The sequence below is a fragment of the Halorubrum persicum genome (genome assembly GCF_002727125.1).
Lineage (GTDB): Archaea > Halobacteriota > Halobacteria > Halobacteriales > Haloferacaceae > Halorubrum > Halorubrum persicum.
Genome location: NZ_NHOA01000030.1, coordinates 72,675 through 85,985 on the forward strand (window position 1 = coordinate 72,675; position 13,311 = coordinate 85,985).

Here is a 13,311-nt window from a genome sequence, read left to right on the forward strand (position 1 = left end):
TCGGTCAGTTCTGCTGTGCGCTCATGTGGGCGGCGGCGACGATGAGCGTCTTCGTCTTGCCGCCGTCCGGGATCTCGACTTTGAACGCGGCGCCCTGCTTGCCGACCACCGTACCGGTGCGGCCGTCGAAGCGCGGGTGGAAGCGGCCCTTCTGGACGCTCGGGTCGATCTTGAGGTGGACCTGCGACCCCTCGTCGAACTCCTGGATCGCTCGCTGCGGCGGCGACGTGCCGCGGTCACGGGGTTTGTTCGAGAGCTTGTCGCGGGTCGCCTTCTGGGGCCCATTGGAACTCGGCATGGTCTTGGGCGTTCTTCCGCTGCCGCGGTTATAAATGGTGCGTTACGGCCCTCGAACGGGAGCCGATACCACGGTCTTCCGGGAGCTGTTGTTCCGGTCGTAACCGGCGGCCGAGACTACCCCACACGACTCCCCCTTCCGAAAGGGCTAATCCCGTGACTCTCTTCCGTTCGTGTAATGAGTCACCAGCTGCCGGACGTCCAGGCGTCGGCACCCGACGTCTCCGTCGGGCTCTCGCAGGTCGGCGTCACCGGCGTCGAGAAGCTCGTCAAGCTCGCCCGGGGAGAGATGCGCCCCATCGTCCTCATGGCGGAGTTCGAGGTTTTCGTCGACCTCCCGAGCGGCCGCAAGGGGATCGACATGTCGCGGAACCTCGCGACGATCGACGAGATCCTCGAGGAGATCACCCGCGAGGAGGCGTACCGCGTCGAGGAGGTGTGCGGCGACGCCGCCGAGCGGCTCCTCGAAAAGCACGACTACACCACCACCGCCGAGGTGTCGATGTCGGCGGAGCTCGTCACCCGCGAGGACACGCCCGCGTCCGGGATCGAGACGCAGAGCACGGCGACGATCGTCGCCAGCGCCACCGCGACCGAGGAGGGGACCCGCGAGGAGATCGGCGCCGAGGTCACCGGGATGACCGTCTGTCCCTGCTCGCAGGGGATGAGCGAGTCCCGCGCCCGCGACAAGCTCGCCGACCTCGGCGTCGACGAGGAGACGACCGAGGAGTTCCTGGAGGCCGTCCCGCAGCCGGGGCACTCCCAGCGCGGCCACGCGACGCTGACGATCACGACCGACGGGCACCCGGAAGTCGACCTCAGGGACGTGATCGACATCGCTCGCGACTCGATGAGCGCCCGGATCTACAACATGGCGAAGCGGCCGGACGAGGACCACATGACCTACGAGGCCCACGCCGACGCGAAGTTCGTCGAGGACTGCGTCCGCGCGCTCGCCGAGGGCACCGTCGCCGAGTTCGACCACCTCTCCGACGACGCCGTGATCCACATGCGACAGTCGAACGACGAGTCGATCCACCAGCACAACGCCCACGCCGAGCGGGAAGTGACGATGGGCGACCTGCGAGACGAACTCGACGCGGCCTGATCGGCGCGTCAGCCGTCGGGTGTCACCGGCTCACCCGAACGTCAGCGGCTCCGCCTCCGCCCACTGCGGCTCGAACTGGTCTTTCACGCTCGCCGCGAACTCCGCGTCCTTCACGTCGATCATCGCGAACGGCTCGTCGCCGGAGAGCGGGTGCGGCACCTCGATGCACACCTCGATCCCGTCGAAGACGGAGAAGGTCCCGTCGACGCCGGCGGTCGTGCGCACCTCGAACCCGGCCATGTCGGAGAGGTCCGCGGTGTACCGCCGACCGACGCTCCGCGGGAGCGCGTCCACCGTCTCCGGCGACAGCAACACGCGAATCTCGACCCCGCGGTCCAGCGCCGCCTCCAGCTCGTCGGTGACCCGCTCGCCGACCGTCCCGAGATCGAAGCCGGTCGCGGGGGCGCCGGCGACGACGACCATCCGGCGCTCGGCGGCCGCGATCCGCTCTAAGAGGAGGTCCGTGGCGTCCTCCGCGCCGACGGCCGCGGTCCAGAACTGCCCGTCGACGGGCTCGCCGGCGTCGAGCTCCGTCGAGAGGTCGTCGACGACCGCCTCGTACTGCTCGGCCTGCGTCTCCAGCTCCTGCTTCTTCTCCTCTAACAGCCGGTCGAGCGCGGCGTCCGGCTCCACCGCCGCGTACTTCTTCGGGCGGCTGGCGGCCTGACTCCGGACCAGGCTGTGCTGTTCCAAGCTGTTGAGCACGTCGTACACCCGACCCATCGGGACCTCGCTGGCCCGCGAGAGGTCCTTCGCCGTCGTCGACCCGGTGCGCAGGAGCGCCCGATACGCGCGGGCCTCGTACTCGGAAAGCCCCAGATCGCGGAGAGATGCCATACCGACTCATCCGTCGGGATCCGTATAAACACGTCGCCGGTTTACACGGTGTGCCGGTGGTCCTCGGTGTAACTCCTCTCAGCTGGATCCGACGCAGATACCGAACAAAAACGCGCCCGCTGCGAGACGAATCGCGGGGCCGGATCGCTACTCGATCGTCTCGGCGACCCGCGTCATCAACTCGTCCGGTGTTTTCGCGGGTTCGGAGGCGCCGTCTCCGGCGAGCACGACCGCCGAGCCCGCGGGTACCGACCGCGGTGCGGGCGCGTCCGACCGGTGGGCGTTCGGGACGACGACCTTCTCGTGGTCCGCGACCCGCCACGCGGCGCGGTGGAGGTCGCTGCCGGGCTCGTCGCCGACCGCGACGACGGTGGTCCCGCGGAGGAGCCGCCCCGCGAGGCTGCCGTACCCGGCGACCTGCACGCTCAGTCGCTCGGTCGCGCCGGCGAACGACTCGGCCGTCTCGCGGGCGACCGCCTCGTAGCGCTCCTCGCCCGTCAGCGCCGCCAGATCGAGCAGGGCGGTCGCCATCTCCACGTTGCCGTCGAGCGGGCGGAACGGGCGGTCGAGCAGGCCCGCGCCCGACCGCGGCCCGTCGACGAAGGAGCCGTCGACGTGCAGCCGGTCGATCGCTCTGTCCGCGACCGCCCGGGCGACGGCGGCGCCCTCGCCGAGCACGCCCGCGGCGCGGGTGTACGCGCTCACGACGCGGGCGGCGTCGGCGAGGAGGTCCGCCTCGCCCACCTCGTCGCTCCCGCGGTAGTGGGTCACCGCTCCGCTCTCGACGTCGATCAGGTCGCGTTCGAGCCCGCCGAGGATTCGCTCGGCGTACTCGCGGGCGCGCTCGTCGTCGGTGTAGGCGGCGACCGCGAGCAGCGCGTCGGCCGCGAGCGCGTTCCCGCCCGCGAAGACGGTCAGGTCCCGGCGCGGTGAGTCCAGCTCCTCGCGATCGGCGGCGGCGGCCGCGTAGTAGGCGCGACCGAGCCCCGGGCCGACGCTCCCGCCGACGCCGTAACCGGTCCAGAGGTCGTCGGTGAGGAACTCGACCGCGTCGGTCGCGGGAGCGAGGTACATCTCGTCGCCCGTGTAGAGGTAGGCGTTCGCGAACGCCCGGGTGACGGCCGCGTTCGTGTCGATCGGCTTCTCGTAGGCCACGTCGCCCCAGTCGGGCGTCCCCGCGAACCGGAAGAACCCTCCGGCCACGTCGTCGGCGAGGTGGTCGCGCACCGCGTCGAGCGTCCGGAGGGCGCGGTCGCGGTCGCGCTTCAGCGCGAACTCGACCGTCCGCGGGAGGGGGAACTTCGCGTCCGATCCCCATCCGGCGTACTCCTCGTCGTACTTCACTTCGATCTGGCCGGCGAGGTGGCTCTCGATCGCGTCCGTCACCTCCCCGCTCGGCGGGAGGTCGGCGTCGAGCGCGCGCGGGATCCGCCCCGCGTCCCGGCCCTTGTCGGCCCACATCTGCCGGACCGACTCGAGCACCTGCCGCATCCCGTCCACGTCGAGGTAGCCCGCGCCGGTGAGCAGCTCTCCCTCGGGAGTGAGGAAGGCGGTCGTCGGGAACCCGCCCATGTTGTACCGCTCGCGCACCCGGGGGTGGCGGTCCACGTCGACGCGGACCGGGACGAACCCCTCGTTGATGTTGGCGGCGATTCGGGGCTCCGCGTAGGTGATCGCGTCCATCTCGTGACAGCCCTCACACCACGTGGCGGACAGCGAGAGGAGGACCGGGGAGTCCCGCCTGTCGGCCTCGGCGAAGGCCGCTTCCCCCCACCCTCGCCACTCGACGTGCGTCTCGTCGGTCATACCGACAGTCGGACCGCGCGGTGGGTAAGCGCTTCGAGACCGGTGCGCCGGCGGTCGGCCAATGAGCGGAGAGCCGGTGAGCGGCGCGAAGGCGGCACAGCGTGAGACGGCCAGAGGGCGAAGGGAGGGCGGGTCGTCGGAGGGAGCCGATCGGTCGTCGTGGCGATGCGATTCGGCGGGCGCGTCGGCCTCAGCGCTTGTAGTCGTGGCCGAGCGCCAGCGCGAGGGCGTTCGCGAACAGCAGGCCGACGAACAGCTGTCCGGTGGTGCCGTCGAGCCCCGAGTACAGGAGGGCGGGGTACGTGGCCGGGATGGCGATCGCCGCCCAGAAGGCGGCGGCCTTCATCGTTCCGGTCATCAGTCCGGCGACTTGCCGGCCGGAGGCGAGGCGCGTGGGTGCGGGGATGGACATGGACACTACTACCCACCGTCGGTAGCCACATATAGCCCGCAGAGGGTTCGCACGATTTCACCACGTTTCTCGGCGCTCGACGACGTTTCAAAACGCGCTCAGGATCGGTCTAACTCTTCATCGAGCTCTCTCACACTTTTCCAGCGTGTTGACGACGATCGTCGATAAGGCGGTTCGATCGGCGGCGATAGGGGGAAGGGAGTCGGGGATCGCTCGCGACGCCGGCGTAACACAGAGAGGCCTTTGTGCCTACGGGAAGCCCTTATGGGGAGCCGTCGTAGCAGCGCCCGTCATGACCGAACTCACGCGCCGAACGGCGATATACGGTATCGGATCCGGAGGCGTCGCTGCCCTCGCCGGCTGCACCGACGGCACCGATCCAGGTGCGGGCGATGGCGACGACGGGAGCGACGGGGACGGCGAGGACGGGACCGGCGATGGCGGGGACGGAGACGACGGGGACGACGGCGGCTCCGTCGTCACCGACACGGCGGTCCAGCAGGTTGGCGTCGCGCTCTCCGGCCCCGCGTGGAACCGCGAGTCGCGCCGCGGTTTCTGTGTGCTCTTCACCGAAGAGGACGAAAGCTGGTGGCTGTTCGACGACGTCCCGGCGGAGGTGGGTGAGTTCGTCGCGGCGACCGATTTCGACGAGTCGGTGCTCGCGTACGTCGAGTCGGTCGGACCGACCACCTGTCACAACCGGATCGCGTTCGACGAGGTCGACGTCGAAGCGGGAACGCTCAGCGCGAGCGCGACGGTCGAGAACACCGCCGGGGACGACGAGGCCTGCGGCGAGGCGATCACCTTCTCCGGCGCGCTGCTCCGCGTCACGGCCGACCCGCGTCCGGAGTCGCTCCGGCTGTCGGTGACGGACGGCTGGGGCGAGACCGCGGAGCTGACCGGCGACGAGGGGGTCCGCGACCCCGCCCGGCTCGACGGGTTCGTCCGGCCCGAGAGTGATCCCCACACCGTGCCCGCCCCGCTCGACTGCGAGGACGCGTCGTTCGGGCGTCACCCGTCCGCCTACGCCGACGGGGTCTCGTGGGGGGCCGGCGGCGGCGCCGGCGAGGACGGGGGGAGCGCGCTCGCGCTCCGCGTCGTGAATCCCGCGTACGACGGAGGGGATCGCGCGGAGGCGCTGACGTTCGAGCGCGGCGACGACGTGCGCATCGAACTGACCAACGTCTCGAGCCGACCGGTGTCCGTCGGCAACCACGGGAAGTACAACGTCGAGGCGTTCACAGAGGCCGGCTGGGAGGACGTGCGCGGCGCGGAGGACGCCCGCTTCGACTACACCGACGAGGCGATCTCACACCCTCCGGGTGAGACCGTCGCGTGGGAGTTCACGATGACCGAGTCGGGGCTCGTCGCCGACGAGAACCAGCCCGAGGGGTTACGAGTCTGTCCCGACCTGCAGCCGGGGCGCTACCGGTTCGTCTTCTTCGGCGCCGCCGACATCGCTGTCGCGTTCGACTACGTCGGATAGCGCGCTCTGGGCCGGTCGTTTCAGACCCGGACCTCGATCAGCAGGTCCGACTCGGGCGACTCGCCCATCATCGAGCGAACGCGGTCCCACGAGAGGTCGGCGCGGGCGGTCACCGTCTCGGTCGCGATCGCGCCGCAGGCGTTACCGACGAGCAGCGGCACCTGGTAGTCGCGGGGGTCGTGCGAGAATCCGTCGCCGGTGATGTCCGGGTCTCTGAGGGCCGCCCCGAGGAAGCCGGCCGCGAACGCGTCGCCGGCGCCGACGGTGTCGACCGCGTCGATGTCGAACCCCGGATGCGACACGTCGCCGTGGGGCGTCCGGATCGTCGCGCCCTCCTCGCCGAGCTTGATCGCGACGACGCGGTCGTCGGGCTCCCACGGGTCGATGTCGGTCGAGTCGGCGAGCGCGTCGGCCTCCGGGGCGTTGAGGAAGAGCAGGTCGGTGGCGTGGAGCGCGGCTTCGAACTCGCGGTCGCCGAGCCGGCGACCCGGATCGAAGCTCCGCGTCGTTCCGGCCTCGGCCGCGGCGGTCGCGAGGGCGGCCGCGGTCCCCGGCTGCTGTCCGGTGAGGTGGAGGTGGTCGGCCGCAGCGAGCGTGTCGCGGTCGAGCTCGGCCGCGGTGAACGACTCGTTGGCGCCGTCGTTCGCCAACATTAGCAGCTCCCCGCTCCCGTCGACGATCGCGTACTTCACCGAGGTCGGGGCGTCCGCGTCGACGAGGACCTGCCCCGGGTCGACCCCGGCGCTCGCCAGCTCGCGGAGCGCCAGCGCGCCCGACTCGTCGCCGCCGACACTCCCGTAGACGACCGACTGACCGCCGAGGCCGACGAGCCCGACCGCCACGTTCGCGGCGCTGCCGCCCCCGGACTGTTCGAGCAGGTCGATCCGGGTCTCGCCGTCCGGCTCCGGGAGCTGCTCGACGTGGATCGTCACGTCCCAGTTGATGTGGCCGGCCGAGACCACCTTCGGGACGCGGTCGGCGGAGTCGGGGTCGAGGTCCGGGTCGTCGTCGACGTGGTCGTCGCCGTCCGCGGTCGCGCCGTCGCCCTCTTCCCACTCGGAGACCTCCTCGTCCCACTCCGCGACCTCCTCCTCCCAGTCGTCGGTGCCGTCGCGCTCCGAGCCGTCCCTGCTCATGGTTCGGCCCACGGCTCGGCGGCGCCCTCGCCGAACAGCTCCCGCATCAACGTCACGATGCTCTCGGGCGGGAACTGCCCCTGCTCGGTGACGATGGCGTCCATGTACCGCGGCGGGGTCACGTCGAACGCCGGATTTTCGACCTCGATCTCGCCGATCTCCTCGCGGGCCTCGGAGCCGATCACCTCCTCCTCGTCGCGCATCTCGATCTCGACGGTGTGGCCCGTCAGCGTCTCCGGATGGAGCTTGATCGTCTGGGCGGCAGTCATGATCGGGACCCCGCGCTCGCGGGCGTTGACCGCGAGCCCCGACGTGCCGATCTTGTTGATCACCCCGCCGTCCGCGGCGATCGAATCGGCGCCGACGAGGACGTGGTCGACCTCGTCGAGGTACCGCCGCGCCGCGGAGTCGACGATCAGGGTGACCGGGACGCCGGCGTCGCGGAGCTGTTCGGCGGTGATGTGGCCCTGCTGGCGCGGGCGCGTCTCCTTGACGACCGCCGAGATCGACTTCCCCTGATCGACGGCGGCCTCGATGCAGGCGAGCGCGTCAGTCGAGTGGCAGTGCGTCATCACCGTGTCGCCGTCGGCGAGGCGGTTCGCCCCGACCTGCCCGAGGTCGTCCTGCGCGCGGTCGAGCTGGCGGACGAACGCGTCCGCCGCGCCCACGACGCTGCGGCGCAGTTCGTCGACGGTGTCCCCCTCCATCCGCTGGAGGACGTAGCGGAGGGCGTTCGGTAGCGACACGGCGGTCGGGCGGGTCTCGCGGAGCGTCCGCCCCGCGCCGCGCATCGACGCGCGGAAGGCGGCGGGGTCGCTCTCCGCCTCCTCGGCCGCGGCCTCGGCCTGCTCGGCGAGCGCCTCCGCGGCCGCGGAGGCGATGGTCGCCGCGCCGCGGATCTCCATCGTCGCGATCGATTCGGCGGTCTCCCGGACTGGGGCCGCCGGCTCCGTATCAGTCATACCGATCCAGTAGCCGCCTCGGTATTTATAAAACCGGGCAGGAGGCGAGGTCACGTTAACTCAGAGGGTGAGGCGTTTTATTTCAAACTAATTATGTCTACGTTCTCTTTCCGTTCGCCGAGGAAGCGCGGCTCCGTGATCAGTCCGGCCGGGAATACGAGGAGTACCGCGGAAACGTTCCTCGATTCGTTGGCTGGTGTCGCTGATAACGCTCGTTAGCTCGTGGAAGGCTCCCCAGAGGAAATGGAGCCGCTCCGGGTAGGGGATTTGTGTCCCCGCCGATGGTCGCTACACCGCTATCGTCGTCGGTCTCTCATTCCGCGAATAGGTCCCGTGACGAGTTCACGGCGAGGAGCCCGCCACAGACGGCGACAGAGATCGCCGCTGTCACGGGGTTGAACAGGCCACCGAGCGCGACGGGGATCGCGATGGCGTTGTACGCGAAGGCGAGTCCGACGTTCTGCCGGACGCGGCGGCGCGCCGCCCGAGCGAACTCGAACGTCGTCTTGACGAGCGAAAGGTCGTCGTCGACGATGGCGATGTCGGCGGCGTCGGCGGCGAGTGCCGTCCCGCTTCCCAACGAGATTCCGAGGTCCGCCTGTGCCAAAGCGGGCGCGTCGTTGGTTCCGTCACCGACCATCGCGACGCGGCGATCGCGTTGGAACCGCCGGATGGCCTCCGTTTTCCCCTCGGGCGGCACGTCCGCGAACACGTACGAGACCGCCTCCTGTTCTGCGAAGAAGTCCGTCGCCTCCTCGTTGTCGCCCGTGAGGACGGCCACTTCGATCCCGCGTTCGTGAAGGCTGGTGACCGTGTCCAGCCATCCCTGACGTGGGTTGTCGCCGACCACGACGAGTCCGTTCGCACGCCCGTCACGGCCGATCACGACGGGGAGACGGCCGAATCCCCGGGCGTCGCGCGCTTTCGCTCGGACCTCCGACGGGACTGTCCAGCCTCGCTCGGCGAACAGATCGAGATCCCCCACGAGCGCGTCGCGACCGTCGACGGTTCCGGAAACGCCTGTCGCGTGCGTCCGGAAGTCGCGCACGTCGCGCCCGGCGGGCGGCGTCGCGCCGTCTTCAGCGTCACTGCCGTCGATGTGGTCGCCGTCGGTGCGTGCCGTCGCGTCGCCGGTCTTCGAGTCGATCGCGGAAACGATCGCAGCCGCGGCCGGATGCGCGGCACGCCGTTCGAGCGCGGCGGCGTCGGCGAGCGCCTCGTCCGACGCGTCCACCTCGACGACCTCCATCTCGCCGGTCGTGAGGGTCCCGGTCTTGTCGAACACGACCACGTCGACCTCGCGGAGCCGCTCGAAGATCGTGTCGTCGAGCACGACGATACCGCGCTCCATCGCATCGCGGATGCTCGTCGCGACCGAGAGCGGCGTCGCGAGCCCGAGCGCCCACGGGGTGGCGACGAGCAGCGCGAGCAGTACGGCCATGACGCTCGCCGGAAGTGAGCCACCGCTGACGATGACCCAGACACCGACGGCGACCGCGACACCGGCGACGAGGGTCGCGAGACGATACGCGAGTGCGTCGGCGCGGCGTCGGATCCCGTGATCGGCGCTCTGGATCGACCACAGTGAATCGGTGATGCGGTCGACGCTGCTCGTCACCGGGTCACCGACTTCGACGACTGCGGCGCCGTCGGTGACGACCCCGCCGCCGACGATGGAGTCCCCCGTTCGCTTCGCGACGGGGAGTGCCTCGCCGGTCACGACCGCCTCCTTGACGCTACAGCCGTCGCCGACGAGCGTCCCGTCAACCGGGATTCGTTCGCCCTCGCGGACGAGGATCCGATCGCCGGGATCCAGGGAGTCGACCGCCACCTCCGTCGCGTCGTCACCGTCGTTGAGTCGCCGGGCACTGTCCACCTGCGAGACGGTGAGTTCGGTGAGCCGTTCGAGCGCCCGCTGTTTGATCGACGTCTCGTAAAAGGAGACGCCCGACACGACCGCCGCGACGACGAGCGTCAGGTCGTAGAAGATGTTGTTGTCCCCCAGAAGCACCGCGCCCGTGCCGTAGCAGAACGCGCTGACGACGGTGAACGCGACGAGGAGGTCCGTCGTCGGCCGACGCATCTTCAGGCTGATGTACGCCCCACGCAACACCGGCATGCCGGTGAAAAACAGCACGATCGCGGTCAACACGAAGTAAATCCTCAGGAACAGGAACCCGCTACCCCCGCTCAGTTGAAACGCGCCTTCGAACGCTTTGAGGAACGCGGCGTCGAAGTACGGTGCGAGGTGGGCGGGGTACATGATTGCCACGTACGGGACCATCAGGAACGCACCGAACACGATCCCGGCTGCATACCGAAGTCCGAGGACCTCATCGCTCCGGCGTTTCCGGAGGCCGTCCGCTTCCCGCGAACGACGCGTCCCGCTCGCGTTTCCGTCCGCGATCGCGTCGGATCGGAGGAACGCAGTGTAGCCGGTTCTGCTCAACGCGTCACGGAGGTCGTCTGCCGACACCGCGTCTGCGTCGTGGTCCACGCGAACCGTCTCGGTGACGTAACTCGCCTCTGCGGCGACCACTCCGGATTGCGTGTCGGCGATGTGTTCGAGGTACGCCTCACACGTCGGCGAGTACATCCCGTCGATCCGAAGGAACGTCCGCGTGACGCCGTCGGGGACCGATCGATCGGTGTCCGATTTCGTTGCCGGACGGTCCGATGGAGCGTCATCGCCGAGCAGTCGGCTAATCTCTCGACACCCGGTACTACAGAACGGCCCGTCGGAATTGCTCGCTATCGGGTCACCCGCGATCGGTTGCCGACAGACGTTACACTCGCGCGTCGGACCGGCGTCACTCATTCAGGACCCTCACCGGAACGGCGCCGATCCGTTTTGAGAGCATACTGAGGCTTCGTTGGACGCATGCGCTTTGTCGACAGAATAGTACTGTAGCCGAGCCACTTGTAAGGAACCTTATTTCGACCCAGCTATCGAGCAGTGGCTGTACGGCTACGGCCGACGGGATTGAGTCAGCCGGCGAGAGGGAACTGAACACGTACGGTACTGCGTTGTAGCCGCCGCGAACGACCGCTGGGACAACGATACTACCGGTGTGTTCGTGAACCGCCTCGGGGTCAAGCCCCGAGGCACTCGCCTTGTTTTCTCTGTAGAACGCCGAACTGCCCGACTACCGGCGCGACGAGGGTGAGACCGACGACGGTCCACACCGACTGAACCCGGCTAATTCGCCGTCCAGCGTGTGACTCATGATCTGGCGAGATCGTCAGTAACGTCGGTCGGTGCGAACCGTGAGAGTCGCATCGCGTTCCCGGTGACGGCGGTCGTCATCCCGGCATCGCCCGCCAGTACGACCAACCAGATGGGAATCAGTCCGAACGGAACGGCGACCGCGAGCGCGGCCTTGACCCCGAGGCTAGCCCAGATCTGCCGGATGACGCCGTTCTAGGCCGCGCTCGCGATTCCCGAGACGACCGAGACGGGCGTCGAGATGACGAACGCACACGGGCGTGCGAGGACGAGTAGCGTGAGGCGTAGACGATGAACGTGGGCCAGGACATCCCGAATAGGAGTGGGGGGACGACGGCCCCCCGGTAGAGGGCCGAGAGGACGAGCGGGAAGGCTAGTATGCCGAGTCCGACGAGGACGTACTTCGTACCGCGCGTTCGCTGGAGTCTCAGAACCGCGTCTCCGGGCCTTCGCCGTCTGCTGGAACCGATGTTACGGTAACACGACCAGGCGGTGCGGCGACGAGTCGCCGCCGACCGGTCATCGTCACCCGCTATCGGTCACCGTCCGGCTGTTGGCCGTAGCTCTCGAACCGCTCCTCGACGGTCGCCATCTGCTCGTCGGAGAGCACGTGCGGATCGCCGACCGCCGACGCCCGGAGGTACAGCCGACACAGGTCCTCGACGTGATGCGTGTTCTCGACCGCCGTCTCGATGTCCGGCCCGGTGACGACGAGTCCGTGGTTCGCGAGGATCGCGGCGTCGGAGTCGGCCTCGGCCATCGCCGCCACCACGTTCGCGGCCAGTTCCTCGGTGCCGTACGGGGCGTAGTCGGCCAGCGGGACCTCGCGCCCCACGGCGGCGATCATGTAGTGAACCGGGGGGAGTTTCCGGTGGAGCGTCGCCATCGTCGTCGCCCACGGCGAGTGGGTGTGGACGATCGCGCCCGGCCGGTCGTGCTTGTAAATGCCGGTGTGCATCGGCACCTCGCTCGACGGGGCCATGCGGCCCGCCACCCGCTCGCCCGCCAGCGAGACCACCGGCACGTCGGTCGCGTCGAAGGCGTCGTACGGGACGCCGGTGGGGGTCACGGCGACTCGGTCGCCGTCGCGGACGCTCAGGTTTCCCGTCCGACCGGGCGTCAGCTCCGCGAGCGCCGGCGCGTACTCCACCACCGCCTCGCGCGCCTCTCGCAGGCGGTCGGGATCCGCGTCGGTGTCGGCACCGGGGCCGTCGCGGGTCACGCCGCCACCTCCAGCAGGTCGGCGAACGCGTCGAGTCGATGGTCCGGTCGCCGGTCGCCGTCGAGCTCGTCGCGGGCGGGGGCGTCGCCGTCGGCGACGAACAGCGCCGTGTCCATGCCGAGTGCGTTCGCGCCGGCCACGTCGGCGCCGATGTTGTCGCCGACCATGAGCGCCTCGCTCGGCCGGCGGTCGAACGCCGCGAGCGCGGTCGTGAAGGGGATCGCGCTCGGCTTCTCGCGGCCCACCTCCTCGGAGGTAACGAGTCGGTCGATCCGCTCGTCGATCGCCAGCCGCGAGAGCTTCTGAAGCTGAACGCGGGTCGTGAGGTTCGTGACGATGGCGACGTCTGTCCCCGCCGCGGCGAGGGCGTCGAAGACCCGCTCGACCCCGTCGCAAAGCGCCATCTCACTCGCGTACCCCTCCCAGTACGCGTCGCCGAGCGCCAGCGCGTCGGCGGCGTCGTGCTCGCCGGCGCGGCGCTGCAGCGCGCGCTTGAAGTAGATGTGCCGGTCGTGGGAGGCGGCGGTCTCGCTGGTCTCCCGCTTCGTCTCCCGCCGCGCGGTCGCGTACAGCTCGTCGAACGTCTCGCGGTCCATCTCGTATCCCCGATCGCGGAACGCAGCGAGGGCGGCCCGCTTGCCCGCCTCGTTGCAGGGGGCGTACGGATACAGGGTGTTATCGAGGTCGAAGAACACCGCCTCGTAGCTCATGGCCCCACTCCGCACGGTACCGACTTAAGAGTGGTTCGACGGCGGCGGGTCGTCCCCTGCGACCCGGTCGCTTATGACCGATACCGCGGCCAGGCCGCTCGTGACGTGA

Annotated in this window: 11 protein-coding genes and 1 pseudogene; 2 read left to right on the forward strand and 10 right to left on the reverse strand. The window is 69.5% G+C overall.

Translation table 11 applies throughout. The features are described 5' to 3' along the window. Positions 1-4: 4 nt before the first annotated feature. The gene (locus tag DJ69_RS04520) at positions 5-298 is read right to left on the reverse strand and encodes a 50S ribosomal protein L21e (RefSeq protein ID WP_004047020.1); all 294 of its coding nucleotides are present in this window, start codon (positions 296-298) and stop codon (positions 5-7) included. A gap of 177 nt (positions 299-475) precedes the next feature. Between DJ69_RS04520 and mptA the strand changes: the two genes are divergently transcribed. Beyond that, on the forward strand, positions 476-1,405 hold the full coding sequence (mptA, locus tag DJ69_RS04525) for a GTP cyclohydrolase MptA (RefSeq protein ID WP_099254498.1): 930 nt from the start codon (positions 476-478) through the stop codon (positions 1,403-1,405). A gap of 30 nt (positions 1,406-1,435) precedes the next feature. Here the strand turns inward: mptA and DJ69_RS04530 are convergent, their stop codons facing one another. The 3 genes from DJ69_RS04530 to DJ69_RS04540 form a co-directional block, all read right to left on the reverse strand. Then, entirely contained in the window at positions 1,436-2,242 is an 807-nt protein-coding gene (locus DJ69_RS04530; RefSeq protein ID WP_099254499.1) for a TrmB family transcriptional regulator, read from the reverse strand. A gap of 147 nt (positions 2,243-2,389) precedes the next feature. Further along, positions 2,390-4,048, reverse strand: a complete 1,659-nt coding sequence (locus DJ69_RS04535; RefSeq protein ID WP_099254500.1) for a DUF255 domain-containing protein — start codon at positions 4,046-4,048, stop codon at positions 2,390-2,392. A 190-nt stretch (positions 4,049-4,238) separates the two neighbouring features. Further along, a complete protein-coding gene (locus DJ69_RS04540; protein WP_099254501.1) occupies positions 4,239-4,460 on the reverse strand; it encodes a hypothetical protein in 222 nt (73 codons plus the stop codon). 292 nt (positions 4,461-4,752) lie between these two features. Here DJ69_RS04540 and DJ69_RS04545 point away from each other — a divergent pair, with 292 nt between their 5' ends. After that, entirely contained in the window at positions 4,753-5,946 is a 1,194-nt protein-coding gene (locus DJ69_RS04545) for a hypothetical protein (protein WP_099254502.1), read from the forward strand. Between the two features lie 20 nt (positions 5,947-5,966). Here the strand turns inward: DJ69_RS04545 and DJ69_RS04550 are convergent, their stop codons facing one another. From DJ69_RS04550 to DJ69_RS04575, 6 genes and pseudogenes are all read right to left on the reverse strand, one after another. Next, positions 5,967-7,082 carry a carbohydrate kinase family protein gene (locus DJ69_RS04550; RefSeq protein WP_099254503.1) on the reverse strand — a complete coding sequence of 372 codons (1,116 nt, stop codon included), beginning with the start codon at positions 7,080-7,082 and terminating at the stop codon, positions 5,967-5,969. Continuing rightward, positions 7,079-8,044 (reverse strand): ribose 1,5-bisphosphate isomerase, encoded by a 966-nt coding sequence (locus tag DJ69_RS04555; protein ID WP_099254504.1) that lies wholly within the window; start codon positions 8,042-8,044, stop codon positions 7,079-7,081. Before DJ69_RS04555 ends, DJ69_RS04550 begins: the two co-directional genes overlap by 4 nt. Before the next feature lie 313 nt (positions 8,045-8,357). Next, positions 8,358-10,862 (reverse strand): heavy metal translocating P-type ATPase, encoded by a 2,505-nt coding sequence (locus DJ69_RS04560; RefSeq protein ID WP_180271721.1) that lies wholly within the window; start codon positions 10,860-10,862, stop codon positions 8,358-8,360. 405 nt (positions 10,863-11,267) lie between these two features. After that, positions 11,268-11,465: pseudogene (locus DJ69_RS18775) on the reverse strand (hypothetical protein); the annotation flags it as partial. A gap of 337 nt (positions 11,466-11,802) precedes the next feature. Next, positions 11,803-12,492, reverse strand: a complete 690-nt coding sequence (locus DJ69_RS04570; RefSeq protein WP_099254505.1) for a class II aldolase/adducin family protein — start codon at positions 12,490-12,492, stop codon at positions 11,803-11,805. Then, positions 12,489-13,202: an HAD family hydrolase gene (locus tag DJ69_RS04575; RefSeq protein ID WP_099254506.1), complete on the reverse strand. Its 714-nt coding sequence runs from the start codon at positions 13,200-13,202 to the stop codon at positions 12,489-12,491. The genes DJ69_RS04570 and DJ69_RS04575 overlap by 4 nt, the downstream gene beginning before the upstream one ends. Positions 13,203-13,311 lie beyond the last annotated feature (109 nt).